This is a genomic window from Acinetobacter sp. AS23 (assembly GCF_023612055.1).
In the GTDB taxonomy this organism is placed as follows: domain Bacteria; phylum Pseudomonadota; class Gammaproteobacteria; order Pseudomonadales; family Moraxellaceae; genus Acinetobacter; species Acinetobacter oleivorans.
The window spans coordinates 1,141,140-1,163,205 of record NZ_CP082274.1 but is presented as its reverse complement, the minus strand read 5'-3'; the positions used below and the strand labels follow the sequence as shown (position 1 = coordinate 1,163,205).

Genomic DNA, 22,066 nt, shown 5'->3' with positions numbered 1-22,066 from the left:
TGAAATTTATTCACCATTTATCTAATGCGTGCCGAACAGGATAAATATAGTGCGACGAGTTATGAACATCAGGGCATGTTTCTGATACAATGCCGAGCTTGTCTAATAGAGTAAATTTATACGCCTTATGTCAATGCAGCAATCGTACGCAAACATTCTGACTGCCGTCGGTGAAGACCTTAATCGTCCCGGCCTTAAAGATACGCCTGTGCGTGCGGCTAAAGCTTTTTCATATTTAACTTCTGGCTATAGTAAAACTTTAGAAGAAGTCACCAATAATGCTGTTTTCCCATCAGATAACCATGAAATGGTATTGGTGAAGAATATTGAATTCTATTCGCTTTGCGAACATCATCTCCTCCCGTTCTATGGCCGTGTTCATGTTGCCTATTTACCAGAAGGCAAAGTTCTTGGCTTATCTAAATTTGCACGTATTACCGAGATGTTTGCTCGTCGTTTGCAAATTCAAGAAAATTTAACTCAGCAAATCGCTGAGGCTGTAGCTGAAGTGACTGGCGCACGTGGTGTGGCTGTCGTTATCGATTCAGCACATATGTGTATGATGATGCGTGGTGTAGGTAAACAGGAATCTACAACTCGTACAGTTTCTTTTGTCGGAGATTTTAAAACTGACAAAGAAGCACGCCGTGAATTCTTAAGTGCAGTACCAGAAAGCTACTAATCTGGTAACTACTGCAAAAAAGCCCGACTCAGTTGGGCTTTTTTTATATTTAGATAAAGCACTTACTCTATAAAACATAACAATCAAATTATGTGATTTTTGTTATAAAAGTACACATCTTTAATTTTAAATAATTTATGAGTTAATCATGCAATTTAACAAAATTTCTTGCTTACTTTTATCCCCTCTTTTTATTTTTAATACCTCAATTTATGCAGGGAATACACCAAAAGAGCAAGAAATTAATAAACTGGTTGATCAAAATTTTAAACCGTTATTAGAAAAATATGATGTGCCTGGGATGGCTGTTGGCATCATCCAAAATAATAAAAAGTATGAAACGTATTATGGTCTACAATCCGTTCAAGATAAAAAAGCCGTAAATAACAGTACCATTTTTGAGCTCGGTTCTGTTAGTAAATTATTTACTGCTACAGCTGGTGGATATGCCAAAACAAAAGGAACAATTTCTTTTAAAGACACACCCGGAAAATATTGGAAAGAATTAAGAAACACACCGATTGATCAAGTTAACTTACTTCAACTTGCTACTTATACAAGTGGCAACCTTAGCTTACAGTTTCCAGATGAAGTCCAAACAGATCAGCAAGTTTTAACTTTTTTCAAAGACTGGAAGCCTAAAAACTCAATCGGTGAATATCGACAATATTCAAATCCAAGCATTGGTTTATTTGGAAAAGTTGTTGCTTTATCTATGAATAAACCTTTCGACCAAGTCTTGGAAAAAACCATTTTTCCAGACCTTAGCTTAAAACATAGCTATGTAAATGTGCCTAAGACTCAAATGCAAAACTATGCATTTGGCTATAACCAAGAAAATCAGCCGATTCGAGTTAACCCTGGCCCGCTAGATGCACCTGCGTACGGTGTTAAATCGACCTTACCGGATATGCTGAGTTTCGTTAATGCCAACCTCAACCCACAAAAATATCCGGCAGATATTCAACGCGCAATTAATGAAACACATCAAGGTTTCTACCAAGTAGGCACGATGTATCAAGCATTAGGTTGGGAAGAGTTCTCTTATCCAGCACCTTTACAGACTTTATTAGACAGTAATTCAGAACAAATCGTGATGAAGCCTAATAAAGTGACTGCCATTTCAAAAGAACCTTCAGTCAAGATGTTCCACAAAACTGGTTCAACCAACGGTTTTGGCACCTATGTCGTGTTTATTCCTAAAGAAAATATTGGTTTAGTCATGTTAACCAATAAACGTATTCCAAATGAAGAACGCATTAAAGCAGCGTATGCAGTATTGAATGCAATAAAGAAATAATCCTTTGCTAAAACAAAAAAGGGAGAAATGATTTCATTCATTTTTCCCTTTTTTTATTCGTAATGCTATTTAAAAGAACCAAACATATCCTAGACTTGATTTCATCCAATCTCGATGATTCTGTTGTTCATAATCCAAATTTAATCGAACAGTATTATTACTATTAATCACATATTGCCACTGAGTATTTACTCTCAAATTCCATTGGTTTTGATCTTCCCAATAGGGTAATTCAATTTGCACTACAGAGTTGAAGTGTTCAAACCACTGATTCATGCAACCTAAAGTCGGGCCCATTCCCACACGCCACCCTTTATCTAGATTTGAACCGGCTTGTAAGTAGGTTTGTAGTTGCCCATAGCAAACATGTTTGCGCTCATAGTCAGCAAAGCTATATCCAACCTGAGCATTAAAATTCGCTACGCCATGCTGTTTTTCTTCACTAAAAGTACCATCATGAATCGCTTCCTGACGCCAACCTAAATTAAATCCCCAACTCAGCGGTGTTTTAAAAGGTTGAATCGGGTTATAAGAATTTACTTCTAGCAGATCAAGACGTTCTAGCTTTAAATGGTCATCTCGCCACTGTGCATTACCATTTAAAAAGAGTAATTGAGTTCCCGCACGGTATCCTCCTTGAGGATCTATCAAGTCATGATAAGCTTGGCGATGACCAAGTTCGATAAACTTCTCACCTTGAACCTCACCAGCTTTGACTGAAATATTACGTGCATTGTGACCTTGAGTTGGCTCTTTTGTTGGTCTTTTAGGTTCTTGACGCTGTTTGTCTAAATCAATTTGGCTTCTGAGTGCTAACAGCTGGCGCAACTGTGGCTGAGCAACGCTTTCTTCTATTTTACGGCTCGTAAATTGAAGATATAAATCATCATAAGCCATCTCTAAAATTTTAGCCTGATCTTGCTCACTAAATGATTTTAAAATCTGAGAAGACTGCTGAGTGGGCATCATCGCAATTTGATGAGCTACCTTCGCCAAAGATTCGCCATGCTGATGAGCTTGTGCTAATAGCTGAGTTTCCAAAGCTGGTCGATATACAGGAGCTTTGGTGAGCCCTTGCTGCTGCATCGATTTAATGGTTTCCATCGGGATAGAAGCGTGAGTGAATTTCTCTTGCAGGTGAGACTCAGGTTTTACTAAATCAACCAACCCTAACAATCGATAGGCGCAGTTATCGCTCACAAAGTAATAAGGAAAGCTCACATGTTGCATTTCCCAAATATGGCTTACTAAAAACCGTGTTTCTTCAGGTGTTAAATTTAGCTCATATTCCCATAAATCACGGCTTTCAAAATCACCGTACTCTTTTACTTTACGGTAATAAGGCATCAGTGAATATTCACCCGGATATTGCCCTGTTAAGCCTTTCCATGCATATGACCAGTTGTCGTTTCCAGCCACAGTTGCTGCATAATTTACAGCGTAGGAAACTAAATTTAATTGTTGCTGATCTTTCGGGTCTAAACGCAATAAAGTATGCCCAAACATGGAGCTCGGATTGCCCATAAAATCTGTCGCATAAATTAATGTCGCTTTATGAGGCTTAATCTGTCCAATCCAGTTTTCAAATTCTGAACACTTCACTTGAGGCAATTCACTTTCTTGAATGCCTACTTTTTGTATGAGCCATTGACTGCGTGCTGGAAATTTACAGCGAATCGACTGATTATCTTGAGCAGGCATAAATAATGCCGAGATGTCAGCTTTCAGTTCTTCTTTTAAATTATTTTTCCCATTTTCTGCCATGAAATAGCCAGAATAAGTGACATCACTTTTATGGTCTTTATTGGCATACATGAGCCTTTGCCATGTAATGTCTTGATCTAAGTTTTTCTGTTCTGCAATTGACCAATATTTTTGAATAGATGGATTTATATCTGCTGAATATGCAGTATTCACTGCCAAAGAGGCAAAAACTAAAACAAATGACTTCATTAAGCTCATCAATTTTTATCATTAAATATAAGAAAAACCCTGCCAGACGACAGGGTTTTCAGTTTCAAACTTATACGTAAGCTTTTAAAACGTCGTCTTTAGCCATTACAGTTTGCAGTGATGCTAAAACTTGAAGGGTATTTTGGTTATTTGCAGAATAGATTTCACCAAAGTTTGCTTTTGAAACTTTAAAGAAACGGTCTTTGTCTTGAGGTTTGATTTGCATTAACTCAGCAAGTACGTTTAGGCTTTCACCTTGGCCTACAGCCATATCACGTGCTAAAGCTTCTGCATTTTCATTTGTGAATGTTACAACTTGCGCTGTTACTGTCCCGCCTTGACGACAGCCTAAAGTACCGAAAGTGATCCCTAATAATTGGTTAGTAAAAATACCGTTTGTTGTTGCAGCAAGAATTTTAGGCGCTACTCCTTTTTTACCAGCCCATATTTGTGTACCTGCACCACAACCCACATCGTTGTCAGCCATTGCAACACTTGAACCAGCTGCTAATAACGCAGCTAAAGCTAATTTTTTTAACATAGATGTAAATCTCCAAAAATCATTATTGATTGTTTCTTATGTGTTGTATTGTTATGTGTAATTCTTATTACACGATATTAAAGATAACTAGAAGGCTGTGATTTAGCAATTAAAAAATAAACAATATGATAAAAAGTGCAAAAGAAAAATTATCTTAAATTCCAGTTACCTTGATTATCCCTGTTGCCTAGTATTTTAAGCACCAGTACTAAACTTAAAAGTAATAATAAATACCACGACCCTAGCTTGCCCCAACCGACCATATGCCAAGCATCGACCTGACTTGGATAAAGCCAGATTTTATAAAATGTACTTATATTTTCAGCAATCCAGATCAGAAACGCGAGTGTAAACAAAACAGGTAACATCGGGATTTTAAATTTATGTTCACTTAACTGGAAATAAAGTTTTGTTTTCCAAAAAATAAAAATACTAATCGCGAATAAAATATAGCGAATGTCTGGAACAAAAAATTTACTCATAAAATTTATATATGAGAAAAATGCCAGTAAGAGCATAGCTCCAAAACTTGGAAGTTTTTCAAAAGACACTTGAAACAGTCGTATTGAACGTGCAAAAAAACTACCTACAGCCGAATACATAAAACCTGCAAATAAAGGCACAGTTAAAATTTTAAATACGGCGGGCTGTGGATATTGCCACGATGCAATCGCAGGATGCGTTAGAAATATTTCCATAACCATCGCCATAACGTGGAATAAAGCGATGACCTTGGCTTCTTCCCATGACTCCAGTTTTAAATAGAGTAAGCAGATCTGGATTAAAAGTGCATAGGTCAGTAAATAATCATAACGATAGAACCCCATGTATTCATGGCTTCCCATCGGCGCTGTTAAAGCAAAAGCAATTAACAATAAAATACCAAACAAGGCTGCCGAAACAGCCTTGCCGATAAATTGAAACGGTAAAGTTAGATATTGCACAAAAACTATCCTAGATATTTAGCACTATACTCATGCACTGTATCTACAAAGATTTTTGGTTGCGCAGGATCTACCCATTGAGTAATCCCATGGCCCAAGTTAGCAATATAACCGGTCTTTTCGCCATTTGCGTAGGCATCGTCTATCATCAATTTCACTGCTTTCTCAATTGAAGCAGCTGAACCGTATAAAACAGCCGGATCAAGATTCCCTTGCAGAGCGACACGTCCAGCCACTGTAGTTCGAGCCGTATTTAATGGTGTCGTCCAATCTAAACCTAAAGCATCAGCACCTGTTGTGATCATTGGTTCTAACCATTGACCGCCGCCTTTTGTGAACACGATGATAGGAATACGTCGACCATCTTTCTCACGTTGTAAACCTGCAATGATTTTATTCATGTAGTTTAAAGAGAATTCGACATATTCACGGTGTGCTAATGCCCCGCCCCAGCTATCAAAGATCTGGATGGCCTGAGCACCTGCATCAATTTGAGCATTTAAATAGTCAATGACTGAGTCTGCTAAATGATCAAGCAAAGCATGTAAAACTTCTGGTTGAGCGTACATCATCTGCTTGGTAAAACGGAATTCTTTACTTGAACCACCTTCAACCATATAAGTTGCAAGCGTCCAAGGGCTACCAGAGAAACCAATCAGTGGAACTTGACCACCTAAAGCAGAACGAATTGTACTTACCGCATTCATCACATAATCAAGATCTGATTTTGCATTTAATTTTGGTAAATTTGCGACATCTTGTTCAGTACGTACGGTCTTTTGAAACTTAGGGCCTTCGCCAGTTTCAAAATAAAGTCCTAAACCAAGTGCATCTGGAATAGTTAAAATATCTGAAAATAAAATTGCTGCATCTAAATCATAGCGACGCAAAGGTTGTAAAGTCACTTCACAAGCAAAATCTGTATTTTTACATAAAGATAGGAAATCACCTGCTTGTGAACGTGTTTCGCGATATTCAGGCAAATAACGCCCTGCTTGACGCATCATCCACACTGGTGTGGTATCTACAGGTTCGCGTAACAAAGCACGGAGGAAACGATCATTTTTCAAAGTCGTCATTACCAATCTCTATCTTCTTTATGTGGCAGCATCATATCAAAAACAGAGACATTTTTATAATTTCAATTTCACACAAAAAACTCGTCAATCTACTAAAAAATGCATATTTACACAAAAGTCTACTGCAAGCCTTGGGGTTTTCTGCAATACTTGCAACATGTTACATTGGGGTCATTGGATATTCTTTTAATCACTAAATTACCAATCTTGGGCTCATAGAAATGAGTTAATGGTAATTTTATGCACTTTGAGATTAGATCAATCCCCTATTGCTTATATGAAAATTCTTAAGGTTGAATTACATGTTTGTTCGCTCATTACTCGCTATGAGTTTAAGTTGTATTATTGCTAATGTTGCTTTTGCTGCTTCAACAACTGAGCAACCCCTGAACCCTAAAAAGGTATCAGCTCCTGTAGAAGATCCGATTGATCCTTTAGCAGTAGATGCAGCTTCAACTGTAAAAGCTCAAGCTTCGACACAAATTACCGCTCAAGAACAAAATGACTTAAACCGAGCGTCAACAACATTACAAAATTTACAGAAAACTGAAGATCCAAATGCTGAATCAGGCATCGCGGCGTCTACTCCAGCTGTTGCTAAAAGCAGTGCTGCGTCTACGGCTCCTGCGACAACCGCTGCATCATGGACTTTAGATAGCTTAAACTCGGCAGAATGGTCTGAAAATATTGGTAAAGGCCAACTTCCAGTTTATGCCCGTGCCCATGTAATGCTCAATAACGCACATGCTTCGCCAGGTGCAATTGACGGCATGAGCGGTAAAAATACATTAAAAGCAATTTCTTCATTCCAACAAATGAATGGTTTATCACCTACTGGTGACCTGACCAAAGAAACTTGGGATGCATTGGTTGCTAAACAAACCAAGCCCGCATTTATTGAATACACAATTTCTGATGCTGACCTAAAAGGCCCATATGCTGAGTCGATTCCTTCTGACTACGCATTACAAGCTAAAATGAAAGGTTTGTACTACACACGTGTAACCGAAATGTTGGGTGAGAAGTTTCATATTGATGAAGCTTTCTTAAAGAAAATTAACCCAACTGCGACATTCAAAAAAGCGGGTGAAAAAATCATTGTTCCAAACGTACGCAATGATTTACCAGAAGATATTCATTTGATTATTGCCCATAAAGGTGCAAAACAATTGTATCTCTTCAATAGCCGGAACCAAATGATTGCCTCATTTCCTGCAACAATTGGCAGTACTGATACGCCTTCTCCGGCCGGTACTTACAAGGTAGTTGGTGTGGCTCGTAACCCTTGGTATAGCTATTCACCTTCGAACTTCGTACAAGGTAAAAACTTAAAACCTCTTTCTTTACCACCTGGCCCGAATGCTCCAGTAGGTAATATCTGGATTGGTTTAAGTAAAAAATCTTTCGGTATTCACGGAACACCAAACCCATCTTTAATTTCTAAAACAGCATCACACGGTTGTATCCGTTTAACAAACTGGGATGCAAACGATTTAGGAAATAAAGTACGTTCTGGCGTAACTGTTAAATTCCTTGAGTAATCCATATATTCCTTAAAAGACCTGCCTTCATGGCAGGTTTTTTTATTCTTAAAAAATTGATCAATAAAAAACTTTACAACCATATCAATTATGCAACGACATGTTGCAGTTAGCCTATTTTTCTAGTCTCCATAGAACATTAATATATTTCTCAAGAGATAAATAAAAAATTTGGGAGATTAAATCATGAATACTTATCTACATCGTGGTGAAGATCGAGGACATGTAAAAGCGGGTTGGTTAGAGTCTTATCACAGCTTTTCATTTGGTAGCTGGTACGATCCTAAATATATGGGTGTTAGTGCATTACGTGTGATTAATGATGACAGAATTGATGCACATAATGGTTTTGGTACACACTCGCATGACAACATGGAAATCTTAACCTGTGTGCTAGATGGTGCAATTTCACACCGTGATACGATGGGAAATGAAGGCCAAATTAAGGCTGGTGAATGGCAACTCATGAGCGCTGGTACAGGTGTGGCTCATAGTGAAATCAACAACACTGATACGCCTGTACATTTATTACAGATCTGGATTATTCCAGACGTAAAAGAAGCTGAGCCAAACTACCAGCAAATTAGCCTTGACCCACGTAATGATCCAAACAAATGGCATTTAATTGCAGGGCCTGATGCAAATGCACCGATGCATATTCGCCAAAATACAGAGATAAAGTCAGCTGTATTGGAAAAAGGACATGAGCTAAACGTTGAGCCAGTTAAAAAAGTGAACTATGTTCACGTGATTTCAGGCGTAATCCGTATTGGTGATCAAGAAGTCAAAGCAGGCGATGCTTTCGTGTTTGAAGGTAAAGCAACAATTCAGGCAACTGAAGATAGTCAATTTATCTGGTTCGATTTACCTTAAATCATTAAAAGCCCTTTGCATAAAAGGGCTTTTTTTTAATCTCCACCGCCGCCGCTATCACAGCTACCTGAATCTGAAGATGATGAACAATCATTTGAATAGCTTGAGCTATGATGACTAGAACTATTATCGTGAAAATGATGTGTTGAAGAAGATGAATCATCGTGTTCGCCAGATGACGAATTGTTTTTTAGATTTTTGAGTAGAGCAATTAAGCAGATCAGTCCAATACTAGAAAAAATTGCAATAAATATAATTATAAATAACTTCAAATAACGACCTCCTACTAAAGCAACATAGATGTGTGTTGTGTTCCTATTTCATTATTTAAATGAGTCATGCTGAAGAAACAAGTTGTTTTTTGATAAATAAGATACAACTTATAAAAACAGAAAAATTGGCAGAATAACCTTTTAAAAAGCACAAAGGTTACGCAATACCAATTTCAAAAACATTATGTTCAATCTTATAAATGATGGAAAATCTTTTAATTTTCCTTTACATACAAATAAGCACTTGCTCTTGATATACCTAAATGTTGCGCAACTGTCTCGACAGCCTTTTTAATATCTAACAAACCATTATTCTTTAACTCATGTATTAATTTTTTTCTCTCATTGAGTTTTAGCATACGCGGTGTAGTGGCATGTTTTGAGGCAAATTGATCGATATATTTCCGGATTGCTTCAGTGCCACTCGGCTCCAAATTTTCAACAATGTTATCAGTTTCAATTTTAGTGAAATGCTCTAAAGCACTTTGCATCCCTCTAAATAGGGTTAAATCAATATTCATGCATAAAGCAGCCACATACTGGCCCTCTTCATCTTTAATTCCAATAGACGTGCTTTTTGCGGGACGGCCATCTGCAAACTGATTTGCATAATTTGAAATAAGGTTTGGAAATTCTGGAGACATGATTCTAGCCAATCCTAATTCAGTTGCTGGATCTCCAACTTTTCGACCAGATAAATTATTGTGTATTGAAAGTATGGCATGTTCAGGATTTGTTAAGTCATGGACCACAACTTCGCAAAAAGGAGATAGCGTTTCACTTAATCCCTTTGCAATTGTATCTAGCTGAGTGAGTAAATGTTTATCACGATTGCCCAATGTATTTCCTCCAAATGACTTAGTTACTATTTCAAACCCTAGCGTAAAGCATGCAATAGTAATTTAGACTTTTTATCTAATTTTAAACTTAATGTAAATCAAAATCTTATATCTCATTGTTATCACATTAGAAAATAAAATTAGACATTTAATCTAAATATATATATTTTATCTAAACAAGGTCCATATATTGTGCGTTGCTTGAGCAATAGTAAATCTTGCATCCAAAAACATTGAATAGCATTAGGTTTAATTATGAAAAATTTAACCCTTCCCACTTATGAAGATGTTTCAGCCGCTGCTGAACGTATAAAAGGTTTTGCAAATAAGACTCCTGTTTTAACCTCACGTACTGTGAACAATGAGTTTGAAGCAGAAGTATTTTTTAAATGTGAGAATTTTCAGCGTGTTGGTGCTTTCAAATTTCGTGGTGCAATGAATGCGCTTTTGCAATTCAATGATGCTCAAAAAAAAGCGGGCGTGGTTGCTTTCTCTTCGGGAAACCATGCACAAGCGATTGCACTGTCAGCAAAAACTCTTGGTATTCCAGCCATAATCGTTATGCCCCAAGATGCTCCTGCTGCAAAAATGGCAGCAACACGAGAATACGGCGCCGATATTGTTGAATTTGATCGCTATACAGAAGATCGGGAAAAAATTGGAAAAGAAATAGCTGAAAAAAAAGGCCTGACACTCATTCCATCTTATGACCATCCTCATGTAATTGCTGGACAAGGAACGGCTGCAAAAGAGTTATTTGAAGAAGTGGGTGACTTAGATTATCTGTTTGTATGTTTAGGTGGTGGTGGCTTATTGGCAGGTTCTGCCCTGTCTGCTCGCCAGCTCTCGCCTAACTGTAAAATATATGGTGTTGAACCTGCTCTAGGAAATGATGGACAAATGTCTTTAAGAAAAGGAGAAATTGTTCATATTGATACGCCACAAACCATTGCTGATGGTGCTCAAACTCAATATTTAGGCAAATTAACATTCCCTATTATTCAAAAGAATGTAGATGACATTTTGACAGTAGAAGATGAAGACCTGATTAGCTGTATGAAGTTCTTCGCTGAAAGAATGAAAATGGTCGTTGAACCGACCGGATGTCTCGGATTTGCTGCTGCGCGTAATTTAAAGCACGAGTTAAAAGGCAAACGTATAGGCATCATTATTAGTGGTGGAAACGTCGATATTTCTAAATATGTAGAGTTTTTATCTGCTTAATAAAAATTAGTGCCTATCTATGATGTTATTTAAAGCGTCATAGATAGGCATTACATGCTACTCGTCTCTCGGCTTGCTCGTGTCTTAATTTAAATAAACTTTTGGAGATATGATGAGATTTATTTCTGAGTCTGAATCTGCTGCTCTCATCAATCATGAACTAGCTTATGACGCCATTTACCAAGCTTTAATTGCTGCAATTCAACCTGACACTAAAAGTTTTCCTGTGGTTCACGGTCAAGGTTCCAATAGTAAAAATACCTTTAGCGTTAAGTCATCGGCGACCCAGCACTTGGCTGGCCTTAAAGTTGGTTCTTTTTGGGAAGATAACCCTAAAAATGGTTTGCCTCGACATAACGCACTCATTTTATTATTTAATCAAGCCAATGGAAAAATGGCAGCAGCCATTGAAGCAGGCAAAGTCAATACATTCCGTACAGCGGCATCTAATGCAGTTGCGACCAATATCTTGGCAAGAAAAGATTCAAAAGTATTGGCTATATTGGGTACAGGAAATCAGGCCAAATATGAATGCGAGGCTTTAGCAAAAATTAGAAATTTCGAACAGATTTTGATAGTTGGACGCGACTCAAGTAAAGCTGAAAAAATGGCAGAAGAACTCAAACCCTTAGGTATTCAGCTTAATATTACGAATGCAAAAGAAGCTTGTGAACAGGCTGATGTTATTGTGACTGCAACCTCTTCGCACACTCCTCTTTTTAAAGCAGAATGGGTCAAAGTCGGCACTCATATTTCATCGATGGGTTCCGATAAAAAAGGCAAACAAGAACTTCCGCCAGAGTTATTTGCACATAGTGGTTTATTTTGTGATCTTGATGTACAGTCTAAACTTATTGGTGAATTTCAACATGCTCCTGAGTCTACAACTTTAACAAATATAGGTGATGTGCTCTTAGCAAATGCCCAAGGTAGGCAGTCTCAGAAACAAATCACAATTTATGACAGTTCAGGGCTATCGATCCAAGATTTATATATCGCCCAGAAAATTTTAGAAATTTCTTAATCTTTACTTTTAACTGCATCATTCAGGCTGATGCAGTTAAATTAAAACATCTTTTTTTTGATAACGCTTTGCGAATTCTTTCTTAAAATCAGAATTAATCTTGAGTAAAAACTTTGGTAAAAGACGCTATATATTGCTCAGCCTTAACATCATAGTTTTGAAAACCTGAATCAAAAACCCATCTTTCAATTTCAGATTTTTTGACTAATTTTTGCAAATAAAGCTGATGATGTTTGTCTAACTCTTCTTTTAAAATTCTTAGCATAAGTTCATTTAAACCAGCGGGAGGATTCAGACCTGTATCTAAAATACTCGGCGCAAATGCCACACTATTGAGTTCCAGTTGATGCGCTGTCTTTACAACAGTTTTTATCGCAATCTCGATTCGCTCTACCGTAAACTCTTCTGGTGCCCCCATCCCGATAAGTAACACTTTAGAGGCTTGTATGGTTGAAGGCGTTTGATTTATTAAAAGAACATCATTCAATTTCGCGCTGAACCAATTATTTTTTCGTATTACATTTAGTCTTCCATTTAGAGCATCATCTAAATGTGCCAAACCGCCCGAAAAAGAACGATTATTCATTTCATGTTCAAAAATACAAGCACAAGAAAGATCAACTTCGGCCCTGGTGCAATCCCAAGTCACGAGTTCGATGTCTAGATTTTGATAATGGCCAATTTTAGTTTGCTTTAAATCTGTGCTCATATTTTTCTCTTCTATTTTTACCATGCATATTTAAGCTCAAGACCTAAATAATTTGCGTCTTTACCACCTGCTTTCTTAATGGTATCTCCGACTTCAAAGTGCACTCCTTCTGCTGCAACATACAAATTAGCATTTATTTTTTGATCTGCTCTAAGTTGAATATATGCACCTGTCCAGCTAGAGCCTTGGCCTGCTGTGTTTGCCATGCTGTTATTACCTTGGAAATAAACTGCATCATTGGTGGTTTCACGCCATTGAAAACCTAAAGCACTTAACAGAGTAAGTTTATCGGAAGGCTTAAGTGTCAGAGATGGTTTTATGTGAATAATATTGCTGTAGCCACTGTAACCCGCCAAAGTAAAGTATGAGCCGTTTGCAAAGAGCTGGTTAAAGGTATTGAGTTCATTATCGTTGGCGTTTTTATCACCTGTGGCAATATCAAACTGGACACCTAAACGCGGCGACCAAGCTTGGTCAGCGAACGTGTATCCTGTAATGCTACTGAGTCCCCATGCTTGAATAGTTTGTCCGCCAATCCTTCCATGCTGAAACATGCCTTCAACATCCCAATCAAGATTATTCTTTTTACCCATATGACGAGCATCATATAAGTCTCGAATTTCATTACCCTTAACGCTTGTAAAAGATGCATTATCTCGTTCATAACGTGAGTAATAACCAGATAACTCACCTCCCCACACATTTTGTTTATCTACGCGAAAGCCGCTAAAACTTAAATTACGTTTCGAGTGGTCGTTAAAAGTTGAATCTTTTTCAATTTGAACAGGTCTGGTGAGATAACCTAAAACTCTCCAATCGCCATATTCATAACCCGACCAAATGCCATCAAAAGCTTGCCTAACGTTTGGCCCCTCGCGATTTGAAATAAAGCGTTGTAAGTCAAAAGCCATCTCTTGGCGACCTACTCTAAATTTAAAAGTTCCATTATTTAAAGGACTCACCCACGCAATAAAAGCTTGCTCTACATCGAGTCTATTTTGATCGGTACTACTAATATTCTTTTTATCAAACGCTCGTGCATCAGTTAACTGAGTAAATAATTGTAAATGATCACCAATACGTGCATCGGCATGAACCTGTAATCTTTGAATTAGATAGCGATCGGCTTGATTATTTCCGCTGCCAAATCTCGCATTATTATTGACTTCAAAACGCTCACGAATATTCGCACCCAATGACAAATAATTATTATTGCCAAAGGGTATATATTTGAAATCATCGCCTATTTTCTTTGGTACACACGAGTTTTTTAAAACATCCCAATTTTCTTGCCAACGATTGGTTGAGATTTTTGGGCGAGCTGGACATGCATTTGTGTTTGAAGCTTCATTTTCTGCATGAGCAAATTCATAAAGAAATAAACTACCCGTAAGCAAGACGCTCATTTTTATAATTTTAAGATAATTTTCTGAGCACTTAATTCGATATTTTCTATCATTAGAAATAGGCTGAGCCATATGGTTATCCACGGTAATAAACAGGTCATTGCAGAGACTTCGTCTTTTACACTCACACTGCCCCTAGGCAATATGAGCGTTAGTTTCTAACAATCATTAAGCGAATAAATTACTTTGTAGCAGCATGAATTTCGGCAATATAACCGCCCGGGAACTGCACCATCGCTGCCTCACGACCCTCTGATTTATAGGCATTCACCAGTACAGATACACCCGCTTTTGTGGCTTTATCTAAAGTCTCAGATAAATTTTTGACTTCATAACCCGTCATATCATGCCCATATGGATATGGAAGATGACCATCTGTGACTAACACTGTCATTTTGCCGAAATCAGATTCAACGCGAATACGTCTATACGTTTCATTTGGGCGTCCAATCTCTACACCAGCCGCTTTCGGATTGTCTGAAACCACTTTGCCGTGCGAGAAATTGACAAACTTTTTAACGAAAGAGTCTGCACTTTGTTTTGAAACATAAATACGATTTTCTGGAACGGTCTCTAATTTGTTATAGCTAGGTTTAGTCGTGTGCCAATAAAGCTGCATATTTACCCCACCCGGCCATTGAATGACTGCATCACGCCCGATTGGGTCAGGAAATGCATCAACAATCACATCTGCCCCATTTGCTTTGGCAGACTGAACGGCTGCATCCATATCTTTGACTAAATAGCCTGTTCTTTCTAAGCCAAAAGGATGTGGAATTGGAGTTTTAAAACCAAATACAGACAGTGTTCCTACTGGAGTCAGTACAAGCTGGGAAATGGTCTGGCTTGGTGTTGGCGTCACCTGAAAAACGCCCTGTTTAGATTTGGTCCCGCCAAAAGTCGCGACTAAGCTATCGGTAAATTTATCGAAGTCTTCGGGGTTAACATATACATGCGTTGTATCGTATTGAGGAGCTACACCGGGCGCTTCACTTTTTACACTGGTTGTTGTTTTGGCAAAAACTTGAGGAACAATGGCAACATTTGTGCCAACTAGCATTGTGCTTAAAAGCAAGGCTGATAATGATTTACGCATAAAAGACTCCGTAAGAATTAAGTACTACAACTTATTGTGACTTTGTTTGTTGATTAGAAAGAATGGTGACCATCACTAAAGCGGCAATGAGACCGAGGTGTTCAAAGAAACTATTAAATGTGCTAAAAAATGCTGGACCTGTATGATTCCAAAAATCGTTGGCAACCAGCATCGCTATTGCGGTTAAACAGCCTAAAGCCCCCGCTCCCAACCAGACAAAACGATTAAAAATAACCAAGAGCGAGCCAACAATTTCAATAAAAATCGCTGCAGCTGCCCAGAGCCAAGCAGGCTGTAAACCGAAACTCGCTTGCTCTTCAATCGCCGCATGAAATCCAATTAATTTATTCATTCCACCGACTAAATAGGCTGAAACTAATGCAAGTCGAAGAAGTGGGAGCAATCCATGAATTGATAAGATCTTTTTTACCCACACAGGATTATTATTAATTAAGTCACTCATCTATTTACCTCATTGGTATTTCGATTTTTTAACAACCCTACAAAGTTATAAAAATATTAATATTTATAAGAACCATGATTTTAATTTAGATATTTAAAATGATTATTTATATGATCCACCAAAAAATTAATAAGTAGACTATATAAAATCAAAAATAAGCGTAAACTACTAGACACCTATTTAAATACAAACTGTATCCTTAAAAGATACAATGATTGATAAGTAAAAATTCATAATATAGTTTAGCTACACGCCAATTTAGCCTTTCAAAATTTAATGGATAAACTAGACTGTATTTATACTTTCATTAGCGTTGTTGAAAGTGGAAACTTCAGTAATGCCTCTAGAAAATTAGGTATTACTCGAGATCAAGTTTCTAAAAGAATTTTTTATTTAGAAAGTTTATTCAGTACATCATTGTTTATTCGTAACACTAGAAAGATGGACCTCACCCGCTCAGGGGAAAAGTTTTATCAACGGTGTAAAGTTATTGTTAAAGAGTTAGATTTAGCTGCTATTGACTTCATCTATGATCAAAAATATCCTGAAGGTATATTAAAAATCAACGTTCCAGATGCTTTTATTCAGACATGCTTTTCAGAAATTATTTCCAATTTTCTAAACCAATATCCTAACATCGAAATTGACCTATTATTTTCAGAGAAATCAATAGACATTAATGAAAATAAATTCGATATTGTTTTAAAAATTGAAGAAGATATTAAAGAGGAAAATATTTTTATTCTAAATAGCTATAAAAGAAGCTTCTATGCAACAACGACATTTTTAAATAAACATGAAAAACCTGAAAGCATAGAAGAACTAAGAAAACATAATATATCGTTATATTCAAGATCAGATTTAAAAGATAAGATTATTAACTCAAGCCCTCAACTGATCTGCAATAATATAGAAATTCTTTTAGATTTTTGCCAAAAGAACCAGAGTATTTTGTTTATTCCCGATTTCTTAGCAAAAAAATATGAAGATGCTGGCGTTATTATTAATTGCTCAGAAGACATCTTTTCATCAACGGTTCATTTTTATGCAACCACCCCCTATGGCTCAAAAATTCCAAAAAAGGTTGAACTTTTCTTAGAGTCGTTGAGGCAACATTTTTCAAACTTAGAGCATTTTCAGTCATACAAAGCTATCTCTCAGTAGATCGCTTTTTTTCTTATAAGTATATAAAAAAAGCTCTAATCACGATTAACACTAGTTAAATATTTTTGTTATATACTCAACAAAATATGTTGAGTATATAACATGAATATATCATTACTCATATCTTCACTCCCTACTCAGAACTCAACCGCTCGTATGAGAGTCTGGCGTTCACTCAAAGCAAGCGGAGCCGCAACTATTCGTGATGGAGTGTATCTATTACCCATTACGCATTCTGAAAAGTTTGAAGCTATCGCGCAGGATGTAATCTCCGAGCAAGGTTCAGCTTATATCTTTCAAACAGAAGCGCCATTAAACCTTGAAATTGTTTCACTTTTTAATCGTAATGAAGAATATGAAGCTATACGTAAACAGCTTGTTGATTTAAATCAGAATCAAAATGAAAGTGAAAAAAAAGAATTACTTAAACAAGTCCGCAAATTAAGAAAGAGCTTTGATGCTCTTGTAGAAATTGATTATTACCCTAGCGAAATCCAAGGGCAAACGCTTAATGAACTGGTTTCACTCGAACATTCTATTGCTCGCCTTGGTGAAATCAATGAACCCGTTTTTACTCAAGCAAAGATAAAGAGGCTTCTAAAGAAAGATTATCAAAATCGAGTCTGGGCTACCCGCAAGCATCCATGGATAGACAGATTAGCGTCAGCTTGGCTCATCAAAAATTTTATTGATGAATCCTCTCAGCTTATATGGTTAGAGTCTCCTTCTGAGTGCCCCGCACATGCGCTTGGTTATGATTTTGATGGTGCCGCTTTCACGCATATTGATAACTTCGTTACGTTTGAAGTTCTCTTGCATAGTTTTGAACTTGAAACACCTGCATTAAAAAAGATTGCGGAAATTGTGCACTATCTTGATGTAGGCGGTTTTGAACCACCAGAAGCAATAGGCATAGAAAAAGTAATTCAAGGTTTACGTAGTCAGATCAGCAACGACGACCAATTATTCGAATTGGCCAATTATATCTTTGATGGCTTATATGCCGACTTAAAAAGAGAATGCTCATGATACAAGAAAAAGAAAATTCACTGGACTCGCCCGTTGAACCTGTCAGCTTCTGGCGCGCATTTCTGTTTTGGCTCAAATTAGGATTTATCAGCTTTGGCGGGCCAGCAGGACAAATCGCAGTTATGCATCAAGAGCTTGTTGAACAAAAGCGCTGGATTTCAGAAAAACGTTTTTTACATGCGCTTAATTATTGCATGCTGTTACCCGGCCCAGAAGCACAGCAGTTAGCGACCTATATTGGTTGGCTTATGCACCGTACCGTTGGAGGTATAGTTGCGGGTGTTTTATTTGTCCTCCCCTCGCTGTTTATCTTGATCGGATTATCATGGATCTACATTAAATTCGGTGATGTTCCCGTCATTGCTGGCCTTTTTTATGGAATTAAACCCGCGGTAGTCGCTATTGTTTTTCATGCGACTTATCGAATTGGTAGTAAATCACTCAAAAATAAATTTTTGTGGTTAATTGCTGCTCTCGCTTTCCTTGCCATCTTTATTTTAAATCTACCCTTTCCACTTATTGTTTTGGCAGCAGGACTCACAGGTTATTTTACAAGTAAGAAGTATCCTGAGCTATTTTCTAGCAATGCTGGACATAAAAATAGCCAAAAAGATTATGGTATTGCTTTAATTGATGACGACACACCAACACCCGATCATGCAAAGTTCAGATGGTCGCATCTGACTAAAATTCTGATTATTGCAGCGCTGCTGTGGTTTATTCCGGTGCTGGGGCTTGGTCTTTGTTTCGGTTGGGATCATGCATATACCCAAATGGCATGGTTCTTTACGAAAGCAGCTTTACTTACTTTTGGCGGTGCGTATGCGGTACTGCCCTATGTCTATCAAGGTGCTGTGAACTATTATGGATGGTTAAGTCCAACACAAATGATTGATGGTTTAGCACTTGGTGAAAGTACACCAGGCCCTCTAATTATGGTCGTTGCTTTTGTCGGTTTTCTTGGTGGCTTTAACCATGCCTTATTAGGTTCAGAACACTTATTTTTAGCAGGCGCAATCGGAGCGACTATTGTTACTTGGTTTACCTTTCTATTTTCATTTGTATTTATTTTGGCAGGTGCGCCTGTGATCGAATCAACGCACAACGAGCTTAAGTTTACAGCTCCATTAACTGCAATTACTGCTGCCGTAGTTGGCGTGATTTTAAATTTGGCACTGTTCTTTAGTTACCATGTTTTATGGCCGCATGGATTTGGCCAATCTTTCAATTATGAAGCGGCTTTAATTGCAATTGCTGCATTCATTGCTCTATTCCACTTTGAAGTAAAAGTGATGTATGTCATTTTAGCGGCAGCTATTTTCGGTCTATTTTTATACATTGGAATATAAAAACTTTGTGATGTAAAAAGAGTAATCATTAGGCTTACTCTTTTTTTATGTTGTTGCTTCAGAACATGGTGAAAGTATTGGAATGCCTTGTTTAATCTGAGCAGTTTCATATTAAAAACCAATCCAACACCATATCTCTTTCATCCAAACTGTTTGAACTTAAAGTCTGTAACATCAAACCATCTATCAGGTTTAGAACCATATTGGCATCGGGTTTGAGTGCTCTGCTTTCCAGACTAAAGACCAGATCAAAAAGTTCTCGAAGCAACCATTTTCGATATTCAACTGCCATGCCGTAGGCTCTTGGATAAAGCTGTTTTATTTCAAAAATGGCTTTAAATAAAAGATGGTAAAAGCTATTCACATCGACATGTAAGCAGACAATTTCTTTGATTTTATCGACAGTGTTTGGGTAGCGGTGTGAATAGACAATTGCCAGCACTTCTTCTTTCAGTCGGCTTTTTTGAAGGGTTAAGCATGTTTCAACAAGGCGTTCTTTTGAGTGAAAGTAGTTATAAAAAGTGGCTTTGGGAATTTTGGATTTTTTGACAATTAGGTCTACGCCTGTATTGTGAAATCCATAGGTATTAAATAGATCTACTGCTGTATGTAGCACTTTTAATTTTTTTGAAGATGTTTCTAAATTTGGCATATTTTTACCGTTATAAATTCTTGTTGTTTCTAAATGAGATACTTTTTGGGAGAAAAAAAGGCATAGCAAAGCCGTAAGACTGTGCTTGGTACATCTCAAGTTTTATTGTTGAAATAAGTTTTTAGCCGTAATGACTTAAAGCCTGAAAACCCTAAAGGTAATCAAGCTGATAAATATGATTTAAGTCGTGTCGTTATAGCTTTTGGCAAAGGCTGCCAAGAAATTAAGAATGTACAAAGCCAACTCCTTTTTATTGGGAGTTCTGCCAGACATTGATAGAATTATGGTGGCAGAACGAAAGAGGGTTGACAGACTGGCTTCAAGAACCCAGCACGCACGAAGGCGTCCCCCTTCCGTCCTACCGCAACAAAAGGGAGACGAACGGGTCTACATTAAAAAAACGAGTTTTTTCAATGTACTTGAAGAACAGCCTGTCAAAGCCGGCTGGCAATGTGGCCAGCAGGCAAAGGATAGTGCTCTGCCCTTTAGCAGTCAAGCACACAAAATGACATTTGTTTTAAATTAGATCATTAAAAAGTAAGGATAAATAATAAGATAGTTATTGTTAAATGAGGGTTTATAAAAATTATAATACTTCCATAAATGTAGCTGGAAGAAAACATTTTTAAGAAGAATAAATGTGAAGACTTGAGAACTAATAAAATGACTGTTCTCTAGTAAAATTCTGAAATTTCGACTTAATTTCTTAAAGATTTAATTAATTTTTAGAATAAAAAGTTTTCAAGATCTTTTTTTGTAATATATCTAGAACACACCCCTTTAGCTATAGCTTTTAGGCTTGCAAGACCTGACGGAGAATTAATATAATCCATAAATTCTTTCTTTATAACATTTTCCTTAAATTTAATATTGTACAAACAATCACTTATTTCAATCCTTTCTCCCATATATTCAATAGATTTTCCAACAATTCTTGTGCCCACTCTACACATCACAACATCTCCTCTTGTTGTATAAGTTATATTATTCTCAATTTTTTGAACTGCTTCATTAGGATTCGAGTCAAGATTAGTTGTATGTAAATAGGGTTGATTTAATTCTTTTAATTCTTTATGTGACCGTTTACCCCTAGAAATTTCAGCAAAATCACTTAATTTCCTTTGTTTTGAATAATTCATACTATTAATAAAGAAAGAAAAATCCATTCTCTCTTCTAATAGTTCGATATTTATATCACCTAATACCTCAACTTTATTTAAAAAATTTAGACGTTGAATACTTATATTAGATTTATTTGGTATAGCTTTACGAATAAATAGAATATGTGTTTTTGCTTCAGTCTGTTCAAAAGGATTTCCTTGTATTTCTAATATCTTTTCAATCCTCCAATTTTCCAGAAGACCTTCGCGAAACTTTTTAGAACGAGAACCAGATATAATTGATTCAGGTAAAATAATAGCTAGTAACCCATTATTTTTTATAATAGATAAATACTGACAAATAAAAACATATTCCGCTCTTACAGTACTACCAACCTTAAAATCTAAATTCAAATATTTAGATAATATTTCTTGTATAAATTTATCTACAAGAATATTTGACAAAAAAGGAGGATTTCCTAGTCCTAAAATAAATTTCTCTTCACCTAAAAAATTTAATGGCATCAATGCATCTGCATTATAAACTTTAAATTCTGTATCATGTTTTTTTAACAGTTTAGTATTTTCTAAATCTAAATCAACGGCACTAATTTTACAAAAAGGTACTTGTTTACGAAGTTCTGCTATTAAATTTCCTTCACCTGCTGCCAGCTCAATCGCTTCACTTGGATCACTATCAAGCAACTCTAATGCCAGCTTAACCATTTCCTTAGATAAGGTTAACGGAGTATAAAACTGACCCAGTGCAATTTTTTTATTCATAACAGCAAGTAACTTCTTTGACTAACGTGGAATGATAGCTAAA

General features: G+C 36.8%; 21 protein-coding genes. 9 read left to right on the top strand and 12 right to left on the bottom strand.

Annotated features, from left to right (window positions below; translation table 11 throughout):
• The first annotated feature begins 133 nt into the window (after positions 1 to 133).
• Together folE and blaADC are read left to right on the top strand one after the other, a co-directional pair.
• Positions 134 to 682 (top strand): GTP cyclohydrolase I FolE, encoded by a 549-nt coding sequence (folE, locus tag K6I41_RS05410; RefSeq protein ID WP_001187844.1) that lies wholly within the window; start codon positions 134 to 136, stop codon positions 680 to 682.
• Between the two features lie 148 nt (positions 683 to 830).
• Entirely contained in the window at positions 831 to 1,982 is a 1,152-nt protein-coding gene (gene blaADC, locus K6I41_RS05405) for an ADC family extended-spectrum class C beta-lactamase (RefSeq protein WP_250375355.1), read from the top strand.
• Between the two features lie 69 nt (positions 1,983 to 2,051).
• Here blaADC and K6I41_RS05400 read toward each other — a convergent pair whose 3' ends face one another.
• The 4 genes from K6I41_RS05400 to hemE all read right to left on the bottom strand — a co-directional run bounded on the left by K6I41_RS05400 (position 2,052) and on the right by hemE (position 6,499).
• Positions 2,052 to 3,935, bottom strand: a complete 1,884-nt coding sequence (locus K6I41_RS05400; protein WP_502800632.1) for an Lnb N-terminal periplasmic domain-containing protein — start codon at positions 3,933 to 3,935, stop codon at positions 2,052 to 2,054.
• 70 nt (positions 3,936 to 4,005) lie between these two features.
• Positions 4,006 to 4,476, bottom strand: a complete 471-nt coding sequence (locus K6I41_RS05395; protein WP_005307224.1) for a DUF3015 family protein — start codon at positions 4,474 to 4,476, stop codon at positions 4,006 to 4,008.
• Positions 4,477 to 4,625: 149 nt separating this feature from the next.
• Positions 4,626 to 5,420, bottom strand: a complete 795-nt coding sequence (locus tag K6I41_RS05390; protein WP_151768152.1) for a DUF817 family protein — start codon at positions 5,418 to 5,420, stop codon at positions 4,626 to 4,628.
• 5 nt (positions 5,421 to 5,425) lie between these two features.
• Positions 5,426 to 6,499 (bottom strand): uroporphyrinogen decarboxylase, encoded by a 1,074-nt coding sequence (hemE, locus tag K6I41_RS05385; protein ID WP_005307229.1) that lies wholly within the window; start codon positions 6,497 to 6,499, stop codon positions 5,426 to 5,428.
• 302 nt (positions 6,500 to 6,801) lie between these two features.
• Here hemE and K6I41_RS05380 point away from each other — a divergent pair, with 302 nt between their 5' ends.
• Together K6I41_RS05380 and K6I41_RS05375 are read left to right on the top strand one after the other, a co-directional pair.
• Positions 6,802 to 8,040 (top strand): L,D-transpeptidase family protein, encoded by a 1,239-nt coding sequence (locus K6I41_RS05380; RefSeq protein ID WP_013197180.1) that lies wholly within the window; start codon positions 6,802 to 6,804, stop codon positions 8,038 to 8,040.
• Between the two features lie 186 nt (positions 8,041 to 8,226).
• Entirely contained in the window at positions 8,227 to 8,913 is a 687-nt protein-coding gene (locus K6I41_RS05375; protein ID WP_013197179.1) for a pirin family protein, read from the top strand.
• Positions 8,914 to 8,948: 35 nt separating this feature from the next.
• Here K6I41_RS05375 and K6I41_RS05370 read toward each other — a convergent pair whose 3' ends face one another.
• Entirely contained in the window at positions 8,949 to 9,185 is a 237-nt protein-coding gene (locus tag K6I41_RS05370; RefSeq protein ID WP_250375353.1) for a hypothetical protein, read from the bottom strand.
• A 215-nt stretch (positions 9,186 to 9,400) separates the two neighbouring features.
• Complete coding sequence (locus tag K6I41_RS05365; RefSeq protein WP_013197177.1) at positions 9,401 to 10,024, bottom strand: helix-turn-helix transcriptional regulator; 624 nt, start codon at positions 10,022 to 10,024, stop codon at positions 9,401 to 9,403.
• A gap of 255 nt (positions 10,025 to 10,279) precedes the next feature.
• On the opposite strand from K6I41_RS05365, the gene K6I41_RS05360 reads away from it, so the two are divergent.
• Both K6I41_RS05360 and K6I41_RS05355 read left to right on the top strand, forming a co-directional pair.
• Positions 10,280 to 11,248 (top strand): threo-3-hydroxy-L-aspartate ammonia-lyase, encoded by a 969-nt coding sequence (locus K6I41_RS05360; RefSeq protein ID WP_250375352.1) that lies wholly within the window; start codon positions 10,280 to 10,282, stop codon positions 11,246 to 11,248.
• A 112-nt stretch (positions 11,249 to 11,360) separates the two neighbouring features.
• The gene (locus K6I41_RS05355) at positions 11,361 to 12,272 is read left to right on the top strand and encodes an ornithine cyclodeaminase family protein (protein ID WP_250375351.1); all 912 of its coding nucleotides are present in this window, start codon (positions 11,361 to 11,363) and stop codon (positions 12,270 to 12,272) included.
• Between the two features lie 94 nt (positions 12,273 to 12,366).
• Here the strand turns inward: K6I41_RS05355 and K6I41_RS05350 are convergent, their stop codons facing one another.
• The 4 genes from K6I41_RS05350 to K6I41_RS05335 form a co-directional block, all read right to left on the bottom strand.
• On the bottom strand, positions 12,367 to 12,981 hold the full coding sequence (locus K6I41_RS05350; RefSeq protein ID WP_250375350.1) for a M17 family peptidase N-terminal domain-containing protein: 615 nt from the start codon (positions 12,979 to 12,981) through the stop codon (positions 12,367 to 12,369).
• 17 nt (positions 12,982 to 12,998) lie between these two features.
• A complete protein-coding gene (locus K6I41_RS05345; protein WP_350028592.1) occupies positions 12,999 to 14,459 on the bottom strand; it encodes an alginate export family protein in 1,461 nt (486 codons plus the stop codon).
• A gap of 109 nt (positions 14,460 to 14,568) precedes the next feature.
• Positions 14,569 to 15,483, bottom strand: a complete 915-nt coding sequence (locus K6I41_RS05340; RefSeq protein WP_250375348.1) for a VOC family protein — start codon at positions 15,481 to 15,483, stop codon at positions 14,569 to 14,571.
• Between the two features lie 31 nt (positions 15,484 to 15,514).
• Entirely contained in the window at positions 15,515 to 15,946 is a 432-nt protein-coding gene (locus K6I41_RS05335) for a DoxX family protein (RefSeq protein ID WP_250375347.1), read from the bottom strand.
• A gap of 276 nt (positions 15,947 to 16,222) precedes the next feature.
• On the opposite strand from K6I41_RS05335, the gene K6I41_RS05330 reads away from it, so the two are divergent.
• The 3 genes from K6I41_RS05330 to chrA all read left to right on the top strand — a co-directional run bounded on the left by K6I41_RS05330 (position 16,223) and on the right by chrA (position 19,488).
• Positions 16,223 to 17,110 carry a LysR family transcriptional regulator gene (locus tag K6I41_RS05330; RefSeq protein ID WP_250375346.1) on the top strand — a complete coding sequence of 296 codons (888 nt, stop codon included), beginning with the start codon at positions 16,223 to 16,225 and terminating at the stop codon, positions 17,108 to 17,110.
• A gap of 102 nt (positions 17,111 to 17,212) precedes the next feature.
• On the top strand, positions 17,213 to 18,139 hold the full coding sequence (locus K6I41_RS05325) for a chromate resistance protein ChrB domain-containing protein (RefSeq protein WP_250375345.1): 927 nt from the start codon (positions 17,213 to 17,215) through the stop codon (positions 18,137 to 18,139).
• Positions 18,136 to 19,488, top strand: coding sequence for a chromate efflux transporter (chrA, locus tag K6I41_RS05320; RefSeq protein ID WP_250375344.1), 1,353 nt, complete (start codon positions 18,136 to 18,138; stop codon positions 19,486 to 19,488). The genes K6I41_RS05325 and chrA overlap by 4 nt, the downstream gene beginning before the upstream one ends.
• A gap of 106 nt (positions 19,489 to 19,594) precedes the next feature.
• Here chrA and K6I41_RS05315 read toward each other — a convergent pair whose 3' ends face one another.
• Both K6I41_RS05315 and K6I41_RS05305 read right to left on the bottom strand, forming a co-directional pair.
• Positions 19,595 to 20,140 (bottom strand): TetR/AcrR family transcriptional regulator, encoded by a 546-nt coding sequence (locus K6I41_RS05315; RefSeq protein WP_250375343.1) that lies wholly within the window; start codon positions 20,138 to 20,140, stop codon positions 19,595 to 19,597.
• A gap of 725 nt (positions 20,141 to 20,865) precedes the next feature.
• On the bottom strand, positions 20,866 to 22,023 hold the full coding sequence (locus K6I41_RS05305) for an N-6 DNA methylase (RefSeq protein WP_250375342.1): 1,158 nt from the start codon (positions 22,021 to 22,023) through the stop codon (positions 20,866 to 20,868).
• Positions 22,024 to 22,066: the final 43 nt, after the last annotated feature.

Excerpts from the sequence above, each read along its gene's own strand:
- K6I41_RS05360 (WP_250375352.1), top strand. The coding sequence starts at position 10,280 with ATGAAAAATTTAACCCTTCCCACTTATGAAGATGTTTCAGCCGCTGCT.
- K6I41_RS05340 (WP_250375348.1), bottom strand. The coding sequence starts at position 15,483 with ATGCGTAAATCATTATCAGCCTTGCTTTTAAGCACAATGCTAGTTGGC.
- K6I41_RS05330 (WP_250375346.1), top strand. The coding sequence starts at position 16,223 with ATGGATAAACTAGACTGTATTTATACTTTCATTAGCGTTGTTGAAAGT.
- K6I41_RS05305 (WP_250375342.1), bottom strand. The coding sequence starts at position 22,023 with ATGAATAAAAAAATTGCACTGGGTCAGTTTTATACTCCGTTAACCTTA.
- blaADC (WP_250375355.1), top strand. The coding sequence starts at position 831 with ATGCAATTTAACAAAATTTCTTGCTTACTTTTATCCCCTCTTTTTATT.
- K6I41_RS05325 (WP_250375345.1), top strand. The coding sequence starts at position 17,213 with ATGAATATATCATTACTCATATCTTCACTCCCTACTCAGAACTCAACC.
- K6I41_RS05355 (WP_250375351.1), top strand. The coding sequence starts at position 11,361 with ATGAGATTTATTTCTGAGTCTGAATCTGCTGCTCTCATCAATCATGAA.
- K6I41_RS05375 (WP_013197179.1), top strand. The coding sequence starts at position 8,227 with ATGAATACTTATCTACATCGTGGTGAAGATCGAGGACATGTAAAAGCG.
- folE (WP_001187844.1), top strand. The coding sequence starts at position 134 with ATGCAGCAATCGTACGCAAACATTCTGACTGCCGTCGGTGAAGACCTT.
- K6I41_RS05395 (WP_005307224.1), bottom strand. The coding sequence starts at position 4,476 with ATGTTAAAAAAATTAGCTTTAGCTGCGTTATTAGCAGCTGGTTCAAGT.
- K6I41_RS05350 (WP_250375350.1), bottom strand. The coding sequence starts at position 12,981 with ATGAGCACAGATTTAAAGCAAACTAAAATTGGCCATTATCAAAATCTA.
- K6I41_RS05335 (WP_250375347.1), bottom strand. The coding sequence starts at position 15,946 with ATGAGTGACTTAATTAATAATAATCCTGTGTGGGTAAAAAAGATCTTA.
- K6I41_RS05315 (WP_250375343.1), bottom strand. The coding sequence starts at position 20,140 with ATGCCAAATTTAGAAACATCTTCAAAAAAATTAAAAGTGCTACATACA.
- K6I41_RS05400 (WP_502800632.1), bottom strand. The coding sequence starts at position 3,935 with ATGAAGTCATTTGTTTTAGTTTTTGCCTCTTTGGCAGTGAATACTGCA.
- K6I41_RS05345 (WP_350028592.1), bottom strand. The coding sequence starts at position 14,459 with ATGGCTCAGCCTATTTCTAATGATAGAAAATATCGAATTAAGTGCTCA.
- K6I41_RS05380 (WP_013197180.1), top strand. The coding sequence starts at position 6,802 with ATGTTTGTTCGCTCATTACTCGCTATGAGTTTAAGTTGTATTATTGCT.
- chrA (WP_250375344.1), top strand. The coding sequence starts at position 18,136 with ATGATACAAGAAAAAGAAAATTCACTGGACTCGCCCGTTGAACCTGTC.
- hemE (WP_005307229.1), bottom strand. The coding sequence starts at position 6,499 with ATGACGACTTTGAAAAATGATCGTTTCCTCCGTGCTTTGTTACGCGAA.